This window comes from Ramlibacter sp. WS9 (assembly GCF_003797765.1).
In the GTDB taxonomy this organism is placed as follows: Bacteria; Pseudomonadota; Gammaproteobacteria; order Burkholderiales; family Burkholderiaceae_C; genus Ramlibacter.
In genome coordinates, this window is record NZ_RKMB01000016.1 from 103,788 (window position 1) to 121,193 (window position 17,406).

A 17,406-nucleotide genomic window follows, 5' to 3' on the forward strand; every position below is an offset into this window, starting at 1 on the left:
ACGGCCATAACACTCCAGGAGACATTCATGAATCGTCGCAATCTCGTATTCAGCCTCACGGCCACGGCGGCAGCTGTTGCCAGCCCGCTGGCGTTCTCGCAGGGCCAGTACCCCGAGCAGTTGATCAAGTGGGTGGTTCCATACCCCGCTGGGGGCGGCACCGACAACATTGCGCGCGCGCTTGCCGAAAGCATGCGTGCGGTGCTCGGCCAGCAGATCGTCATTGACAATCGGCCAGGCGCGGCGACCAACATCGGTGCCGAACTGGTCGCGCGCGCCAAGCCGGATGGCTACACCATCATGTCGGCGGACAACGCGCTGATGGCATTCAATGAACACCTGTTCAAGAAGCTGCCCATCAGTCCCGAGAAGGACTTCAGCTACATCGGCGCCATCGGCAAGTTTCCGCTGGCACTGGTGGTGCACCCGAGCTTCCCGGCCCAGGACTTCAAGGCTTTCCTCGCCTATGTGAAGGCCAACCCTGGCAAGGCGAGCTACGCATCGGTGGGAAACGGCTCGCCGCATCACCTGGCCATGGAAATGTTCAAGAACCGCACCGGCACTTTCATCACACACATTCCTTATCGCGGCGCGGCTCCGGCCATGCAGGACGTCATGGCCGGACAGGTACCCGTGATGTTTCTGGATCTGGCCTCGGGTCTGTCCATCATCAAGAGCGGCAAGGTCAAGGCGCTGGCGATAGGTTCGAAGGCGCGCTCGCCGGTGTTGCCGGACGTGCCCACGCTGGACGAGCTGGGTGTCAAGAACACCGAGGTCTTCGCATTTCAGGGCGTGCTCGGCCCGGCCGGGCTGCCTGCTCCCGTGGTGGCCCGGTTGAATCAGGAGCTGAACAAGGCGCTGGCCGATTCGACGGTCGTCAAGCGCTTCAGCGAGTTCGGCTTCGAACCGGTGCGCGGGACACCTGAAGAGTTCAAGAAACTCGCGCGATCCGAAGCGGCGCGCTGGGGCCAGGTGATCCGCGCCAGTGGCGTTTCGCTTGACTGACGGCATGATGGACGCAACTTCCGCCCGCCCTGTCCAAGGCCTGCATCACTTCGCCTGGCGTTGCCGGGATGCCGAGGAAACACGGCAGTTCTACGAGGACGTGCTTGGCATGCCGCTGGTGCATGTGATCAAGCAGGACCACGTGCCGAGCACCGGCGAGCACTGCCCCTACGTGCACATCTTCTTTCGCATGCGCGATGGCTCTTGCATTGCCTTCTTCGACCTGGGCGACGATGTGGCGGCACTGCCGTCGCCGAACACACCTGCGTGGGTCAACCATATCGCCCTGAGGGTCGAGAGCCTGGATGACCTGGGCGCCATGAAAGCGCGACTCGAGCGACACGGAATTGAAGTGTTGGGCGTTATCGACCACGACGGCTACATCCAGTCCATCTACTTTTTCGACCCCAACGGTTTGCGGCTCGAACTGACGGTGGAAGTGGCCGCTGAACATGTCGTGGAGGGCTTCGCACGCAACGCGCACGAGGAGGTAAACCGCTGGAACGCCGAGAAGCGCACCGCGCGAGCAGCATCGCGAGGCGACGCATGAAGTCGGCGGGCGTGCAGCTTCGGCTGGCGACACGCAAGGACGGCTCGCGGGACGGCGCGCTGATGCTGGTCAGTGGCTCCGGGGAACGATGGGTGCCCGCCGCCGGCACGGCGAAAACGCTGCAGGCATTGCTGGACGACTGGGACACGCTGGCACCCGACCTCGAACGGCGCCGCCGCACGCTGGACGCTTGCGGATGGCAGGGTGCGGAAACGTTCGAGGCGAGCCGCTGCATGGCTCCTCTGCCACGCGCTTACCAGTGGGCCGACGCATCCGTGTACCGCAACCACGCCCGGCTGATTTACCAATGGCGCCAGGAGCCCATTCCGCCGAGGTATGAAGATGAGCCGCTGGTCTATCAGGGCGGCTCGGATGCGATGCTCGGGCCCGAAGACCCCATCGTCGCGGTCGATGAGGCGCACCAGATCGACCTCGAAGCGGAGATCGCCGTCATCACCAAGGATGTCGCCATGGGGGTCAACGCCGAGCAGGCCGCCGATTGCATCGCCTTGGTCGTCCTGCTCAACGATGTTTCGCTACGAGGATTGATTCCCGCTGAATTGGCCAAGGGTTTCGGCTTTTACCAGAGCAAGCCGGCAACCAGCTTCGCGCCCATTGCGGTGACCCCCGCGGCCCTGGGGGCGGCATGGAAGGGCGTCATGCTGGACTTGCCGGTGCGCATCACCTTGAACGGTGAACGCTTCGGCGAGCCGCACGCCAACATGGAAACCGTTTTCAACTTCGCGCAGATCATTGCGCACCTGGCGCGCACCCGCAGCCTGGTGGCGGGCAGCATCATCGGCGCGGGAACCATCAGCAACGCCGATCCTGCGGCGGGGAGTGCCTGCATCACCGAGGCGCGCGTTCGCCAGATGCTTGACGGCGTCGCAGCAGCTGACTTGCACCCTTACCTTCGAGATGGCGACCGCGTGCGGCTCGAAGTGTTGGGCGAAGCGGGCAGGACGGTATTCGGCGCGATTGACCAAACGGTCGCCGTCCGTAGCCCCGCGACATCCTGATGGGACGACGTCCCCCTGACGTCCCGTGCGCCCTGGGTCAACGGTTTGTGCGTTGACAGCGCATGCCTCGAATGGATGGCTCACTAGACTCATTCGATCCAAAGTCGAACGAGGGGCCATGCCCATGTCAACAGAATTCCAAGGTCAGGTCGCCTTCATCACCGGAGGCGGCACCGGCATCGGCGCCGCGGTTGCGCGGCAATTCGCAGCCGCGGGCGGCAAGGTCATCTTGATGGGCCGGCGGCGAGAGCCCCTGCTGGAAGTGGCCGAGCCGATCGGTGGCCTCGTGGTCGCCGGAGACGCCGCCGATGCTGGCGACGTGAAAGCGGCCATCGCCGTAGCGCGAGACCGCTTCGGCGGCATCGATGTGCTGGTCGCCAATGCCGGGGGGCATGGCGTGGGCGAACTCACGCAAACCGACGACGAGTCGTGGCGCATGGCCACCCGGTTGAATCTGGACACGGCCTTTGTCTGCGCGCGCGAGTTGATGCCCGAGCTCGTTTCGCGGCGCGGCAACATCGTCGTGTTGTCGTCGCTCGCCGGTCACTTCGCCGGACCGGGCGTGGTGGGCTACGTCACGATGAAGCATGCGCTGATCGGGCTCACACGGTCTCTGGCTCGCGACTACGGGCGCCAGGGCGTACGCACGAATGCCGTCTGCCCGGGTTGGGTGCGCACCGCGATGGCGGATGAGCAAATGCAGGTTCTGGTCGAAAAATACAAGCTCGCCGACACCGATGCGGCCTATGCGCTGGTCGCCCGCGATGTGCCGCTCGGCCGCGCCGCCGAACCCGGAGAGGTTGCCGACGCCGTGCTCTACCTGGCGTCCAAGCGCGCCAGCATGGTCAACGGCACCTTCCTGATGGTCGACGGCGGAGCCTCGGCTGTCGACCTTCCCACCATTGCCTTTGCACACTAAGGGATTCGCATGAGCACACCCACCCTCCCACCGGCCGGCTGGAAGACCTACGACGAATTTGCGGCTGGCATCGCCACCAATCGGCTGCCGCCGAGCGAGGCGCTTCTGGGCCAGACGCTGCAGCTTGCCCTGCCTGCACGCACGCTGACCCTGCGCTTTGAGCGGCCCAATGAACTCGCGTGGCAGGACAGCGCCCATGGCGAAGGCCACGACTGGTGCGAGACCATCGAGGTGGCGCCGGACACCTACTTCATCGACATCACGTTCAAGGCGCGCCCCCTGGTCGCCCTGACCGTGATCGCGAATACGCGAACACGCCGCGTGCTGGCCATCGAGAGCCGCGTGCGCAGTGCCGAGGAGGCGGGCGCCGAGCCGCGCGTGGCGCAGGACTTCCTGATCGGCACGCTAGGGGGCGGTTCCGCCAGCGGGCTGGTGCCGCACGAAAGCCGTGACCTGATCGGCCTGCGCACCTGGCAGACCTACAGCCCGAACCACACTTACGAGCACACCTACCTCAGTTCGCAGCGCTACTGCTGGCAGTGCCTGGTGGGCGTGCAGCGCGGCCACGGGGACGTGGACATGGCGACGTACTACCAATTCGACGAGCAGCAGTACATCTTCACTTTCCGCGAGTTCCTGATTCCGGTCGCCTCGGTGTTCTTCTTCAACTTCGCATCGAAGCGCTCGACCGGTAAGTTTCTCGGCTTGACCGGCGATGGCGAGATCGCCAACAACCCCGCCGGCGCCTTCATGGAAGTGGCCTCGACCACCGTCTACCCGGCTTCCCACAGCCCCATCTGAGAGAGATCATGAAAAGCAACCTCGACATCATCAAGGCGCACTACGCCGGGTCCGACCGGGGCGATATCGCCGCCATGATGGCCGACGTGTCGCCGCAGGTGCGCTGGACCGAAATGGCCGGCTTTCCCTGCGCCGGCACGTGGGTCGGCCCGCAGCAGGTCATCGACAACGTCTTCGCCGTGCTGGGAGCCGCCTGGGAAGGCTACCAGTTCAAGCTCGAACGCCTGGTCGATGGCGGCGACAACATCGTGGGCATCGGCGACTACCGCGGCACCTTCCGTGCCACCGGCAAGCCGATGCAGGCGCGTGTGGTGCACGTGTGGCAGCTCGAAGCCGGAAAGATCGTGCGTTTCGAGCAGTTCACCGACACGCTGTTGGTCGCGCAAGCGATGGCTTGATGGGTGAGATTTAACCCAGGCCTGACCCGGCAACTAACGTTCGCCCGTTCATTGATCGCCGGACGACGCCTCGACGGCGCCCGCCTTCTCCATCCGGGCGAGGACGCCCACGATGCTCGGGCTTGATATCGAACAAGCCTTACGGAGTGAATCCCATGGAAAACGTCGCTCGCCGCGGCACCGTTTACGGCACCTTGCTCAACCACCGTGACGCGTTGGCTGCACTCGGCAACACCGTGAACGAGCTGCCCTACAAGGCCGCTCCGGAGGCGCCCATTCTCTACATCAAGCCGCGCAATACCTGGATAGCTCCCGGCGAGGCGATTGCCGTCCCCACGGGCGTGGATGAGCTCGAGATGGGGGCGACCCTGGGGTTGGTGATCGGCCGCCCCGCCTGCCGGGTCAGCGAAGCAGATGCGATGAATTTCGTGGCCGGTTACGTGATCGTCAACGACGTGAGCGTGCCGCACGAGTCCTACTACCGGCCATCGCTGCGGTTCAAAGTGCGCGACACGTTTTGCCCGATTGGGCCATTCGTGGCGCGCGACGCGATCGCGTCGCCCGATGCGCTGGGCATCGCCGTCATGATCGATGGCGAGACCGTGCAGCGGGCCAGCACGGCCGGATTGATCCGCTCGGCCGCACGACTGATCGCCGATGTGAGCGACTTCATGACGCTCGCACCGGGGGACATCCTGTCGGTGGGCGTTGCCGCCGGGGCGCCCCGCGCGCGCGCCGGGCAGCGCGTCAGTATTGCCATCAACGGCCTGGGCCGCCTGGACAACCCATTGGTCGCTGAAGGAGCGCTCGCATGACAACCAATGCCTTCAAGCGCAGCGCACGCGTCGCCTTCGGTGGCGCCGTCCACGAAGCCGTCGAGCATGCCGGAGGCGTGCGGCTCACCGACGGCCGGGTGCTGGCCGAGACCGAGGTCGTGTGGCTGCCGCCGTTCGAAGTCGGCACCATCATCGCGCTCGGCATCAACTACGCCGACCATGCGAAAGAGCTCGCCAAGGAGCTGACCATCAGCGCCAAGGACGAGCCCCTGGCGTTCCTGAAGGCGCCGAACACGCTGATCGGCCATCGGGCCTTCACCCGCCGGCCGAGCGATGCCACCTACATGCACTACGAGTGCGAGCTGGCCGCGATTATCGGCAAGCGTGCGAAGAACGTCGCCCGCGCCGATGCCATGGCGTATGTTGCGGGGTACACGGTGGCTAACGACTACGCGATTCGCGACTACCTCGAAAACTGGTACCGGCCCAACCTGCGCGTGAAGAACCGCGACACCTGCACCGTGCTCGGGCCGTGGTTCGTGCCTGCGGACCACGTGCCGGACCCGCATGTGCTGCCCCTGCGTACCCTGGTCAACGGCAAGGTCACGCAAAGCGGCAACACGCGCGACTTGATCAACGACGTGCCGGCACTCATCGAGTACCTGAGCAGCTTCATGACCCTGATGCCCGGCGACGTGATCCTCACGGGTACGCCGGAGGGCGTGGTCAATGTCAATCCCGGCGACGAGGTCGTGACCGAAATCGACGGCATCGGCCGTCTGGTCAACACCATCGTCGGCGACGAAGTCTTTGCAAGATAAGGAAACGTCCGCCATGCGAATCCAGCACCTGATCAATGGCCAGTCCGTCGAAAGCCGCGACTACTTCGAAACCACCAACCCCGCTACCCAGGAAGTATTGGCCGAGGTGGCCTCCGGCGGCGAGGACGAGATCAACGCGGCCGTGGCCGCGGCCAAGGAAGCGTTCCCGAAATGGGCGGCGTTGCCGGCCACCGAGCGGGCCAAGATGATGGTCAAGCTCGGCGACCTGATCGCCAGGCATGTCCCCGAACTGTCGGAAATCGAGACCCGCGACGCCGGGCAGGTGATTGCCCAGACGCGCAAGAACCTGGTACCGCGCGCGGCCGACAACTTCTACTACTTCGCCGAGATGTGCACGCGTGTCGACGGGCACACCTACCCGACGCCGACGCACCTGAACTACACGCTCTACCACCCGGTGGGCGTGTGCGCCCTGATCTCGCCGTGGAACGTGCCCTTCATGACCGGCACCTGGAAGATCGCGCCGTGCCTGGCCTTCGGCAACACCGCGGTTCTGAAGATGAGCGAGCTGTCCCCCATGTCGATTTCGCGCTTCGGCGAGCTGGCCACGGAAGCCGGGCTGCCCAAGGGCGTGCTCAACATCGTGCACGGCTTCGGCAAGGAGACCGGCGAGCCCCTATGCGGCCACCCTGACGTGCGGGCGATCTCCTTCACCGGCTCGACCGCCACCGGCCAGCGCATCGTGCAGAACGCCGGGCTGAAGAAGTTCAGCATGGAACTCGGCGGCAAGAGCCCCTTCGTCATCTTCGAAGATGCCGACCTGGACCGGGCGCTGGACGCGGCGATCTTCATGATCTTCAGCAACAACGGCGAGCGTTGCACCGCCGGCTCGCGCATCCTGGTGCAGAAGTCCATCTACGCCGACTTCGCCCGGCGGTTCGCCGAGCGGGCTGGCCGCGTCGTGGTCGGCGATCCCATGGACGACAACACGATCGTCGGACCGATGATCAGCCAGGGCCATCTGGCCAAGGTGCGCAGCTACATCGAACTGGGCACGAAGGAGGGCGCCACCTTGTTGTGCGGCGGGCTGTCTGCGCCCGACGTTCCGGCCCACGTGGCCAAGGGCAACTTCGTCAAGCCGACCGTGTTCGCCGACGTGGACAACCGCATGCGCATCGCGCAGGAAGAGATCTTCGGCCCGGTGGCCTGCCTGATCCCGTTCGAGGACGAGGCCGACGCCATCCGCCAGGCCAACGACATCCAGTACGGTTTGTCCAGCTACGTGTGGACCGAGAACATCGGCCGCGCGCACCGCGTCGCCGCGGCCATCGAGGCCGGCATGTGCTTCGTCAACAGCCAGAACGTGCGCGACCTGCGCCAGCCTTTCGGCGGTACCAAGGCCAGCGGCACCGGACGCGAAGGCGGCACCTGGAGCTACGAGGTGTTCCTCGAACCGAAGAACGTCGCCGTGTCTCTGGGTTCGCACCACATTCCGCATTGGGGATCGGCATGAAGCCGCTCCCCTTTGGGGCAATCTCCGCTCCCCCCACCCCAACCCTCCCCTCTAGGGGAGGGCCAAACTGCCAGGAAGAACACCATGGGTAAGCTAGCTCTCGCAGCCAAGATCACTCACGTCCCGTCGATGTACTTGAGTGAAATCGACGGCCCCGGCAAGGGCAAGCGGCAGGCGGCCATCGACGGTCACTTCGAAATCGGCCGCCGCTGCCGAGCGCTGGGCGTGGACACCATCGTCGTGTTCGACACGCACTGGCTCGTCAACGCCGATTACCACATCAATTGCGCGCCGCATTTCAAGGACGTGTACACCAGCAACGAGCTGCCGCACTTCATCAGCAACATGGCTTATGAGTACGATGGCAACCCCGTGCTCGGCCAGTTGCTGGCCGAAACCGCCAATGCCCACGGCGTGACCACGCTCGCTCACCCGGCCACGACGCTGGCGCTCGAATACGGCACGCTGGTGCCGATGCGCTACATGAACAGCGACCGCCACTTCAAGGTGGTGTCGGTGTCGGCGCTGTGCCAGGTTCACTTTCTGGCCGACAGTGCCCGGCTCGGCTGGGCCTTCCGGCGCGCCATCGAAGACCACTACGACGGCACGGTGGCGGTGTTCGCCAGCGGGTCGCTCAGCCACCGCTTCGCGCAGAACGGTACTGCCGATGCGTACCGCGACAAGATGTGGAGCCCGTTCCTGGAACGCCTGGACCACGACATTGTGGGCATGTGGGAGCGCGGTGAATGGGCTGACTTCTGCGACATGCTGCCCGAGTACGCCTCCAAGGGCCATGGCGAAGGCTTCATGCACGACACGGCCATGCTGCTCGGCGCCCTGGGCTGGAACCACTACGACCAGGGAGTGGAGGTGGTGACACCCTTCTTCCCGAGTTCGGGCACCGGGCAGATCAACGCCGTGTTCCCGGTTTCGCCGATGCCCGCCACGCTGCAGGGTGTGGGCGCGCCCAGCACGCTCGCGCTGGCGGGCGGCCGGCTTTGAGTGACTGAAACGAAAGGGCACACCGAACATGTTGAATACCGATATCCACCAGTCGCTTGCGCGCGAGCTGTACCAGGCCCGCAAGACCCGCGTCCAGCTGCGCCACTTCTCGGCTCGCTATCCCGAGATGACCATCGAGGACGGCTACGCCATTCAGCGCGAATGGGTCAAGCTCGAACTGGCCGATGGCCGCAAGATCAAGGGCCGCAAGATCGGCCTGACCTCGCGTGCGATGCAGCAGGCCAGCCAGATCACCGAGCCCGATTTCGCGCCGCTGATGGACGACATGTTCTTCGACAGCGGCAGCGACATCGCCATTGACCGATTCATCGCGCCCCGCATCGAGGTGGAGCTGGCCTTCATCCTCGGCAAGCCGCTCAAGGGCCCGGGAGCGACCCTGTTCGAGGTGCTCTCGGCGACCGAGTATGTGGTGCCCGCCATCGAGATCATCGACGCGCGCATCGAACAGTTCGACCGCGATACCCGGCAGATGCGCAAGGTGTTCGACACCATCAGCGACTTTGCGGCCAATGCCGGCATCGTGCTCGGCGGCCGCCCGGTGCGGCCGATGGATATAGACCTGCGCTGGGTGGGCGCGCTGCTGCACAAGAACGGCGCTATCGAAGAAACCGGCCTGGCCGCCGGTGTGCTCAACCACCCGGCCAACGGCGTCGCCTGGCTGGCCAACAAGATCGCGCCGTTCGACGAGCAGCTCAACGCCGGTGACGTGGTGCTGGCCGGCTCGTTCACCCGGCCAACCGCCGCGGTTCGTGGCGACAACATCCATGTGGACTACGGTCCGCTCGGAAGCATCACGTTCCGTTTCGTTTGAACCCCCATTCCGAAAAACAGATGAACCTCCAAGATCCCAGCCTGCTCAAGACCCAGTGCTTGATCGACGGCGCCTGGGCCGCTGCCGACAGCGGTGCCGCACTGGCAGTGCACAACCCGGCTACCGGTGTGTTGCTGGCCCAGGTGCCCGACATGGCCGGTGCGGAGACCCAGCGTGCGATCGACGCCGCGCAACGCGCTCTCGAACCCTGGCGAGCGCGCACCGCCGAAGACCGCTCGCGCATCCTGCGCCGCTGGTTCGACCTGCTCATGCAGCACCAGGACGACCTGGCCTTGCTGATGACCAGCGAGCAGGGCAAGCCGCTGGCCGAGGCGCGCGGCGAAATCGCCTACGCGGCGTCCTACATCGAGTGGTTCGCCGAAGAAGGCAAGCGGCTCTACGGCGATGTGATTCCCTCGCCGTGGGCCGACAAGCGCATCGTCGTGCTCCGGGAGCCGGTCGGGGTCTGCGCCGCGATCACGCCGTGGAACTTTCCGGCCGCGATGATCACGCGCAAGGTGGCGCCGGCACTGGCGGCGGGCTGCACGATGATCGTCAAGCCCGCGTCGCAAACGCCGCTGTCGGCACTGGCATTGGCCGAGCTGGCGCAACGCGCCGGTGTGCCGGCCGGTGTGTTGGGCGTGCTCACCGGCGGCGCGCGTGCGATTGGCGGCGTGCTCACGGCAAGCCCCGCAATTGCCAAGCTCACCTTTACGGGTTCCACCGAAGTCGGGCGCTTGCTGGCGGCGCAATGCGCGCCGACCTTGAAGAAGCTGTCGATGGAGCTGGGCGGCAATGCCCCCTTCATCGTGTTCGACGACGCCGACCTCGACGCCGCCGTGCAGGGCGTGATCGCTTCCAAGTTCCGCAACACCGGCCAGACCTGCGTCTGCACCAACCGTATCCTGGTGCATGAGTCGGTTCACGACGCCTTCGCCGACAAGCTCGCGGCGGCGATGACGGGGTTGCAGGTCGGCAATGGCGCGGATGCGGGCGTGCTTCAGGGCCCGCTGATCGACACGAATGCATTGGCCAAGGTGGAAGAGCTGGTCGCCGACGCGGTGGCGCAGGGCGCACGGGTCGTTGCCGGCGGCAAGCGCCACGCGTTGGGCGGCACCTTCTACGAGCCCACGCTGCTGGCCGGCGCCACGCCCGCCATGAAGATCGCGCGCGAAGAAGTATTCGGCCCGGTGGCGCCGCTATTTCGCTTCAAGACCGATGACGAAGCCGTGGCGATGGCCAACGACACCGAGTTCGGCCTGGCCGCCTACTTCTATTCGCGCGACCTGCGCCGCGCCTGGCGCATCTCGGAGCGGCTGGCCTACGGCATGGTCGGCATCAACAGCGGCGTCATCAGCACCGCGGTGGCGCCCTTTGGCGGCGTCAAGCAATCGGGCATGGGCCGCGAGGGCTCGAAGTACGGGATCGAGGATTACCTGCACACCAAGTACCTGTGCATGGGGGGACTCGACTGAACAGGTCCGCGTTCAAGCGCCTTCCGCGGCCACCGCATCGTCAAGCATCTGGATCGCATCCATGTAGATCGCAGAGACCTTGCGGTACATCAGCACGACGGTGGTCTGCGGGAGTGCCGGCCGCACATCGATGACCTGTAGACGGCCCGCGGCGATCTCGGATTGCGCGGCCTGAAGCGGAACGACGGCCAATCCCAGCCCGGCGCTTGCCAGGCGCACGCAGGCACGGGTGCCGCGCGGTCCACCAGCCGCCGAGTAATTGGCCGGTGCGACATGCTCGGCGACGAAGGCCGTCATGTCAATGCGCGATGGACCCGGGACCGCTTCCGCATTGGCAGCCACTTCATCCGTGAGGTGGCGCAGTTCACTTCGACGCAGCCACCATGCGATGGGGACGCGACTTGGTGGTCGCACTGCTCAAGCAACGGCTGGCCGCCGCGGGCTGAATAGAGCGGGTCAAAGACATAGAGCCACTGGCTTTGCGGGCATCGCTGCTTACTTAGCGAATTTTCGCGATGTTCAGCTCGCCGGCAATCACCAATACTCCTTCGACCGGCATGCCCTGCCGTTCCCATCCACTGGAAGAAGGAGACAGACAAGTGCTTTCGATGCAACACTTCATCAACGGCCGATCGGTATCAGCATCCGACGGGGCCGCTATCGAACTGGTCAGCCCGGTCACGGAATCGGTATTTGGCACATCGGCCGCGGGCACCGAAGCCGATGTCGATAGCGCGGTCAAGGCGGCTCGCGCTCAGTTGGACGGGGGCGGGTGGACCACGATGTCGGGCGTTGAGCGCGGGGCCCTGCTGAACAAGCTGGCCGATCTGGTCGAACGCGACGCGAACATCATTGCCGACCTTGATGCGTCCGCTATCGGACGCCTGCCTGCGGAACCGCTCATGCTGGAATTGCCCAACGGCATCGGCACCTTGCGCAATGCGGCCGGCTGGGCCGACAAGCTGGAAGGCCGCACCATTCCGACGCCAGGCTACATGGGCATGAGGACCTTGTCTTACACCCGACTCGAGCCTGTCGGCGTCGTGGCTGCCATCGTTCCATGGAACACACCGTTCATGATCACCTGCTGGAAAGTCGGCCCGTTGCTTGCCGCCGGCTGCGCCGTGGTGATCAAGCCGGCAGAGGAAACGCCTGGCTCGGCCTTGCACTTGGCGAAGCTATGCCAGGAGGCCGGCTTCCCGGACGGCGTGGTCAACGTGGTGACGGGTCGCGGCGAAGTCGTCGGGGATGCGCTGTGCAGGCATCCCGGCGTCGACAAGGTTACGTTCACCGGCAGCCCGGAGGTGGGCCGTCTAATCCAGCAAACCGCAGGCGGCGTGTTCAAGCGCGTCGCACTGGAGCTGGGGGGCAAGAGTCCCCAAATCGTATTCGAGGACGCCCCCTTCGACGCCGCGATACAGGGTTGCGCGGCCGGGCTTTTCTTCAATCAGGGCCAGGTGTGCGCGGCCGGTTCGCGCATTCTGGTGCAGCGCTCGATCGCCGACCGCTTCAGCAAGACGTTGGCAGGCGCGGCGGCCTCGGTCAAGGTTGGCAACCCGACCGAACCAGGTGTGCAGATGGGCGCAGTTGCCAAAAAAGCGCAGTTCGACCGCATCAACCGCTACATCAGAAAGGGCATTGAAGAAGGCGCCGAAGTGCTTGCCGGCGGCGTCCCGTACACGGGAAGGGGCTATTTCGTACAGCCGACGATATTCGGCAATGCCAGCAATGCGATGACCATCGCGCGTGAAGAGATTTTCGGCCCGGTGGGAACGATCATTCCGTTCGACACGCAGGAAGAGGCGATCGCCATTGCCAACGACTCCAGATACGGCCTTGGCGCGACGGTCTGGACCAGCGATGTGGCGCGTGCCCACAAGGTGGCGCATGCCGTCAAGGCCGGCGCCGTTGGAATCAACTGCTGGGGGCCGATCGATCCGCGCTTGCCATGGGGCGGCATGAAGAGTAGCGGCATCGGAAGGGAAGGCGGACTTTCCGGTGTGCTTGCGTATACCGAGGAAAAGGTGATCACCGTGTTGCTGCCGTAACAAGCTGCCCTTGGTCAACAAAAAAATAACTGGAGACAACTATGAAGAGAAACTATGCAGTGGCTGCCGTACTGCTTGCGGCAATAGCATGCACGACGGTACATGCCAGAACGCCCGCGGACGTCAACGGCGAGCGCATCGTCAATGCCGACAAGGAGCCCGGCAACTGGATGAGCCATGGCCGCACTTATGACGAGCAACGCTTTTCGCCGCTCGGCAAGGTACACGCAGGCAACGTCGACAAGCTAGGACTGGCCTGGACCCACAAGCTCGACATCGACCGCGGTGTCGAAGCGACCGCAATCGTGGTTGACGGCGTGATGTACACCACGGGCGCCGCCAGCATTGTGTATGCGCTGGATGCACGGACTGGCAAGCTGCTGTGGAAGTACGACCCGAAGATCGCCATTGAAGCGATGGGCCAGGGCTGCTGCGACATCATCAATCGTGGCGTGGCAGTCTGGAAGGGCAAGGTGTATCTCGGCGCCTTCGACGGGCGACTGATCGCGTTGGATGCCCGCACCGGCAAGGTAGCGTGGGAAGTCGACACGGTCCTCGATCACAAGAAGAGCTACACGATTTCGGGCGCGCCGCGCATCGTCAAGGGCAAGGTGCTGATCGGCAACGGCGGCGCCGAGTATGGCGTGCGCGGCTATGTCACCGCCTACGATGCCGACAGCGGCAAGCAGGCATGGCGCTTCTTCACCGTTCCGGGCGATCCCAAGGATCCGGCGGAAAACAAGGCGATGGAGATCGCCCTGAAAACCTGGCACGGCAACAACTGGGTCAAGTGGGGCGGCGGGGGCACGGCCTGGGACTCGATGGCGTACGACCCCGAGCTGAATCAGCTGTATATCGGCGTCGGCAACGGCTCGCCCTGGAACTACAACTTTCGCAGCGAAGGCAAGGGCGACAACCTCTTCCTGTCGTCCATCGTTGCGATCAACCCCGACAACGGCGAATACATCTGGCACTACCAGACCACGCCGGGCGACCGTTGGGATTACACGGCCACGCAGCACATGATCCTGGCCGACCTCGACATCAAGGGCCGAAAGCGCAAGGTCATCATGCAGGCGCCCAAGAACGGCTTCTTCTATGTCATCGATCGCGCAACCGGCGAGCTGCTGTCGGCGGAGAAGTTTGTTCCCATCAATTGGGCGACGCATGTCGACATGGCCACCGGACGGCCGGTCCTCACGCCGGACGCCGATTACCTGGACGGGAAAGGAGCGAAGGTCATCCTGCCGAGCTTCCTGGGTGCTCACAGCTGGCAGCCGATGTCCTTCAATCCGAAGACCGGCTATGTCTACCTGCCGGCGCAGGAGTCCGTGGCCCAACTCGAAGCGCAGAAAGAGCCCCTGTTCATCCCGCACAAGTCGGTGGTCAACATCGGCGTGGAAGTGCCCGACCTTCCGGAAGACACGAAGATCGTCAAGCAGATCCGCAGCGCATGGAAGGGACGCTTGATCGCATGGGACCCGGTCGCGCAAAAGGCCGCCTGGACGCAAGAATACGAAAGCGCATGGAACGGCGGCACCTTGTCCACGGCGGGCAACCTGGTGTTCCAGGGCACTGCCGACGGACGAGCCGTCGCGTATGCGGCCGACACCGGCAAGAAGCTGTGGGAGGCAAAGGTCAATTCGGGTGCGATGGCAGCACCGGTCACCTATGAAGTCAACGGCGAACAGTACGTGACCTTCATGGTCGGCTGGGGAGGCGTATTTCCGCTGCTCACCGGCGCGCTCTCGTACAAGGTCCAGGCTGACGCTCGGGTGGTGACGTTCAAGCTCGGAGCCAGCGGCAAGCTGCCGCCACCGAAGTTGATCGCCGCCTCGCTGCCCCCGCTGCAACCGCTGAACGCTGCGCCGGAGCAACTCAAGACAGCGCGCACCATGTTCAACGGCTTTTGCGCTTCCTGTCACGGACTGAATGCGGCCAGTGGCGGCGTCCTTCCCGACCTGCGCTACATGACGTCGAAGACGCATGGCATGTTCGCAGCCATCGTCAGCGGTGCCCGCATCAATCGTGGTATGCCGGCCTTCAGTTCGATCCTCAAACCGGAGGATATGGAATTGATCCGGCAGTACGTTATCAAGCGGTCGCACGACCTTGATGCCGAACTGAAACAGCCGGCGCCCTAACCCGACAGTCGAAGCAATTGCGACTGGGCATCCGGCTTCGGATGCCCAGCGGCATCGCTCATCCCCAAGCCGCCCTTGGCAGGCAAGGCGGCGTCATCACGCTCACACAAGGAAAAAAATGAGACAAGCACACAAGACATTCACAAACGCCATCCTGGCTGCTACTTTGGCTGCAGGCGGCACAGCCCACGCTGCAACCAATCCCGATCCGGGAGACTACACCGCACTGCCCGCGGGAACCGACATCAGCCTCGTGTACGCAGTGAACGCGCGCGCTGACCAGGTCTATGCGAGCGGAAGCAAGGTGCCGCTGCCGCGGAACCTGGGCTTGGACCTCGATATCGGAATCTTCCGCCACGTGCACTTCATGAACTGGGGCGGGTATCGCATCGACCCGCAGATCGTGATTCCGTTCGGGCGCCAGACCGTGGGCCTGACCGGCACGAAGACCTCCGGCATCGGCGACATCATTTTCGGCGGAACCCTCTGGACGATCGCCGATCTTGCCAATGGCGAGCATCTGGGCTACACCGCATTCATCACTGCGCCGACAGGCAAAGACAAGTCGATGGGGTTTGCCCTTAGCGACAATCGCTGGGCGGTTGATCTGCAGGTCGGTTACATCCGCAGCCTGTCCGCTAAATGGACGGTCGACCTGATCGGGCAGGCCGAGTTTTACCAGCGCGAGCGCAGCACCGGGGCCAAACGGGATCCGCTCGTGCGCGGCCATGCCCACTTGCGCTATCACCTGAGCGAGTCGTCGCATATCGCCGCCTCACTGCGCCAGTCGATGGGCGGCGAAGAAAAATTGAATGGCACGACTCTCGCGGGACGCAAGAACGACACCAATCTGCAGTTGACCTGGGCGTCGTTCCTGACGAAGCAGGTCCAGGTTCAGCTCCACTACGCGCAAGATGTCAAAGTCGAGAACGGTCCCAAAGTAAAAGCCTTGGGCCTGCGAGCGCTGTACGCGTTTTGAGGATGGCAAGCCCAAGAGCCCTTCGGCTTGCAGGCGCAGCCTGTGCCAGCGCGGCATTGCTGGAGTGCGGCTATGCACAGGAAGCGCGACGCAATACGCTGCAAGATGTCGTCGTCAGCGCCAGCCGCATTGAAGTGCGCAGTTTGATGCGCCGGCGGCGATCGATTCAGTGCAAGTCCATCCCTTCCAAAGCGGCTGAGTTCGGCCGCCGCGCCGGGCCGTCAAGCAAGGTCTGCTCCCTCGGAGGCAGAGAGCGACACGCAGTGCGCAAGCGTGGGGGCTCCAATCCCTAATGCAACAACTTCTCCGCCAGAACATGAATCGCCTTGGGCGTTGAACTCACGCCCAGTTTGTCCCTGATGCTGCGCAATTGGTGATCGACCGTATAAAAGGAGCGATTCAGCTGTCGCGCGATTTCCTTGTAGGCCAACCCGGCAACCGCCAGGCGTGCAACCTTGAGTTCGCATGGGGTGAGCAGCTCGAGGATCGCATCCGGGGAGGCGACGATGTGTGTATGACTCTCTCCCAACGGAAGGGGTTGCGCGGCCCGCTGGGCTGCAGCCAACACCGGTCCAAGCACCAAGCGGGCGATCTCGCCGAGGTATTCGCAACGTGACGCATTGGCCGTCTTGCCGCATTCCATCCAGTCCACGCACAGCAATCCGACCGGCTGCATGCCGTCGCGCAAGGCCACGGCCAACTTCGATCGCGTTCCAGCCGTCAGCAGTTTTGCGCGCATGACGGAGGGGATGCGCTTGTCCTGCTCTATGTCCGCGTAAGGCACTACGGTAGGCGAAGACCACACGCAGCAGACGCTAGGGTCAAGTGCATCCACCTCATGCCCAAGGGAGGACGGAACCCTGCGCGACGTCCTCAGTGACTCACTCGACGAAACGAACACCGCGTTACCCGGCGTTGAAAAGCCGCCGTCCACGCGGTCTGCATCGAGAACGTCTCGCAACCAGGTGACAGCAAGATCCCAGCACAGCCGCGTGTCGTCAAGATATAGCAGCAGATGGGCCGCCAGATCGCCGGCACCCCCCGTCACCCGGGTATGGCGGTCGTCCAGCAAGCGACGGCGAAGTTGGCGCTGGGCTTGAAAAAGTATCTCGGTTTGCAAGGTCCACCTCTCAACAAGCACCACCCCGTTCCCGATGACATCA

17 protein-coding genes are annotated in these 17,406 nt (G+C 64.2%); 15 read left to right on the top strand and 2 right to left on the bottom strand.

The genetic code is table 11. From position 1 onward, the window contains the following. Nucleotides 1-27: 27 nt before the first annotated feature. From EEB15_RS21855 to EEB15_RS21910, 12 genes are all read left to right on the top strand, one after another. Entirely contained in the window at nt 28-1,005 is a 978-nt protein-coding gene (locus tag EEB15_RS21855) for a tripartite tricarboxylate transporter substrate binding protein (protein WP_141512057.1), read from the top strand. A gap of 7 nt (nt 1,006-1,012) precedes the next feature. Continuing rightward, nucleotides 1,013-1,555: a VOC family protein gene (locus EEB15_RS21860; protein WP_141512094.1), complete on the top strand. Its 543-nt coding sequence runs from the start codon at nt 1,013-1,015 to the stop codon at nt 1,553-1,555. Next, complete coding sequence (locus EEB15_RS21865; RefSeq protein ID WP_141512058.1) at nt 1,552-2,574, top strand: fumarylacetoacetate hydrolase family protein; 1,023 nt, start codon at nt 1,552-1,554, stop codon at nt 2,572-2,574. Before EEB15_RS21860 ends, EEB15_RS21865 begins: the two co-directional genes overlap by 4 nt. A 124-nt stretch (nt 2,575-2,698) precedes the next feature. Continuing rightward, the gene (locus EEB15_RS21870; protein ID WP_141512059.1) at nt 2,699-3,493 is read left to right on the top strand and encodes an SDR family NAD(P)-dependent oxidoreductase; all 795 of its coding nucleotides are present in this window, start codon (nt 2,699-2,701) and stop codon (nt 3,491-3,493) included. A 9-nt stretch (nt 3,494-3,502) separates the two neighbouring features. Then, entirely contained in the window at nt 3,503-4,294 is a 792-nt protein-coding gene (locus EEB15_RS21875; RefSeq protein WP_141512060.1) for a MoaF C-terminal domain-containing protein, read from the top strand. Nucleotides 4,295-4,302: 8 nt separating this feature from the next. After that, entirely contained in the window at nt 4,303-4,692 is a 390-nt protein-coding gene (locus tag EEB15_RS21880; protein ID WP_141512061.1) for a nuclear transport factor 2 family protein, read from the top strand. A gap of 155 nt (nt 4,693-4,847) precedes the next feature. After that, nucleotides 4,848-5,507, top strand: coding sequence for a fumarylacetoacetate hydrolase family protein (locus EEB15_RS21885; RefSeq protein WP_141512062.1), 660 nt, complete (start codon nt 4,848-4,850; stop codon nt 5,505-5,507). Beyond that, complete coding sequence (locus EEB15_RS21890) at nt 5,504-6,289, top strand: fumarylacetoacetate hydrolase family protein (RefSeq protein WP_141512063.1); 786 nt, start codon at nt 5,504-5,506, stop codon at nt 6,287-6,289. The genes EEB15_RS21885 and EEB15_RS21890 overlap by 4 nt, the downstream gene beginning before the upstream one ends. Before the next feature lie 13 nt (nt 6,290-6,302). Beyond that, the gene (gene hpaE, locus EEB15_RS21895; protein ID WP_141512064.1) at nt 6,303-7,763 is read left to right on the top strand and encodes a 5-carboxymethyl-2-hydroxymuconate semialdehyde dehydrogenase; all 1,461 of its coding nucleotides are present in this window, start codon (nt 6,303-6,305) and stop codon (nt 7,761-7,763) included. 84 nt (nt 7,764-7,847) lie between these two features. Next, nucleotides 7,848-8,765, top strand: a complete 918-nt coding sequence (gene hpaD / locus EEB15_RS21900; RefSeq protein WP_141512065.1) for a 3,4-dihydroxyphenylacetate 2,3-dioxygenase — start codon at nt 7,848-7,850, stop codon at nt 8,763-8,765. Between the two features lie 28 nt (nt 8,766-8,793). Continuing rightward, nucleotides 8,794-9,597 (top strand): 2-oxo-hept-4-ene-1,7-dioate hydratase, encoded by an 804-nt coding sequence (gene hpaH / locus EEB15_RS21905; RefSeq protein WP_141512066.1) that lies wholly within the window; start codon nt 8,794-8,796, stop codon nt 9,595-9,597. Nucleotides 9,598-9,617: 20 nt separating this feature from the next. Next, nucleotides 9,618-11,072 (top strand): NAD-dependent succinate-semialdehyde dehydrogenase, encoded by a 1,455-nt coding sequence (locus EEB15_RS21910; RefSeq protein WP_141512067.1) that lies wholly within the window; start codon nt 9,618-9,620, stop codon nt 11,070-11,072. A 12-nt stretch (nt 11,073-11,084) separates the two neighbouring features. Here EEB15_RS21910 and EEB15_RS21915 read toward each other — a convergent pair whose 3' ends face one another. After that, on the bottom strand, nt 11,085-11,369 hold the full coding sequence (locus EEB15_RS21915; RefSeq protein WP_141512068.1) for a LysR substrate-binding domain-containing protein: 285 nt from the start codon (nt 11,367-11,369) through the stop codon (nt 11,085-11,087). Between the two features lie 311 nt (nt 11,370-11,680). Between EEB15_RS21915 and EEB15_RS21920 the strand changes: the two genes are divergently transcribed. From EEB15_RS21920 to EEB15_RS21930, 3 genes are all read left to right on the top strand, one after another. Further along, nucleotides 11,681-13,120 carry an aldehyde dehydrogenase family protein gene (locus tag EEB15_RS21920; protein WP_233259575.1) on the top strand — a complete coding sequence of 480 codons (1,440 nt, stop codon included), beginning with the start codon at nt 11,681-11,683 and terminating at the stop codon, nt 13,118-13,120. A gap of 41 nt (nt 13,121-13,161) precedes the next feature. Next, nucleotides 13,162-15,264 (top strand): PQQ-dependent dehydrogenase, methanol/ethanol family, encoded by a 2,103-nt coding sequence (locus EEB15_RS21925; RefSeq protein WP_141512069.1) that lies wholly within the window; start codon nt 13,162-13,164, stop codon nt 15,262-15,264. Between the two features lie 118 nt (nt 15,265-15,382). Then, entirely contained in the window at nt 15,383-16,243 is an 861-nt protein-coding gene (locus EEB15_RS21930) for a transporter (RefSeq protein ID WP_141512070.1), read from the top strand. A 289-nt stretch (nt 16,244-16,532) separates the two neighbouring features. Here the strand turns inward: EEB15_RS21930 and EEB15_RS21935 are convergent, their stop codons facing one another. Next, the gene (locus EEB15_RS21935; RefSeq protein WP_158290191.1) at nt 16,533-17,363 is read right to left on the bottom strand and encodes a helix-turn-helix transcriptional regulator; all 831 of its coding nucleotides are present in this window, start codon (nt 17,361-17,363) and stop codon (nt 16,533-16,535) included. Between the last annotated feature and the right edge of the window lie 43 nt (nt 17,364-17,406).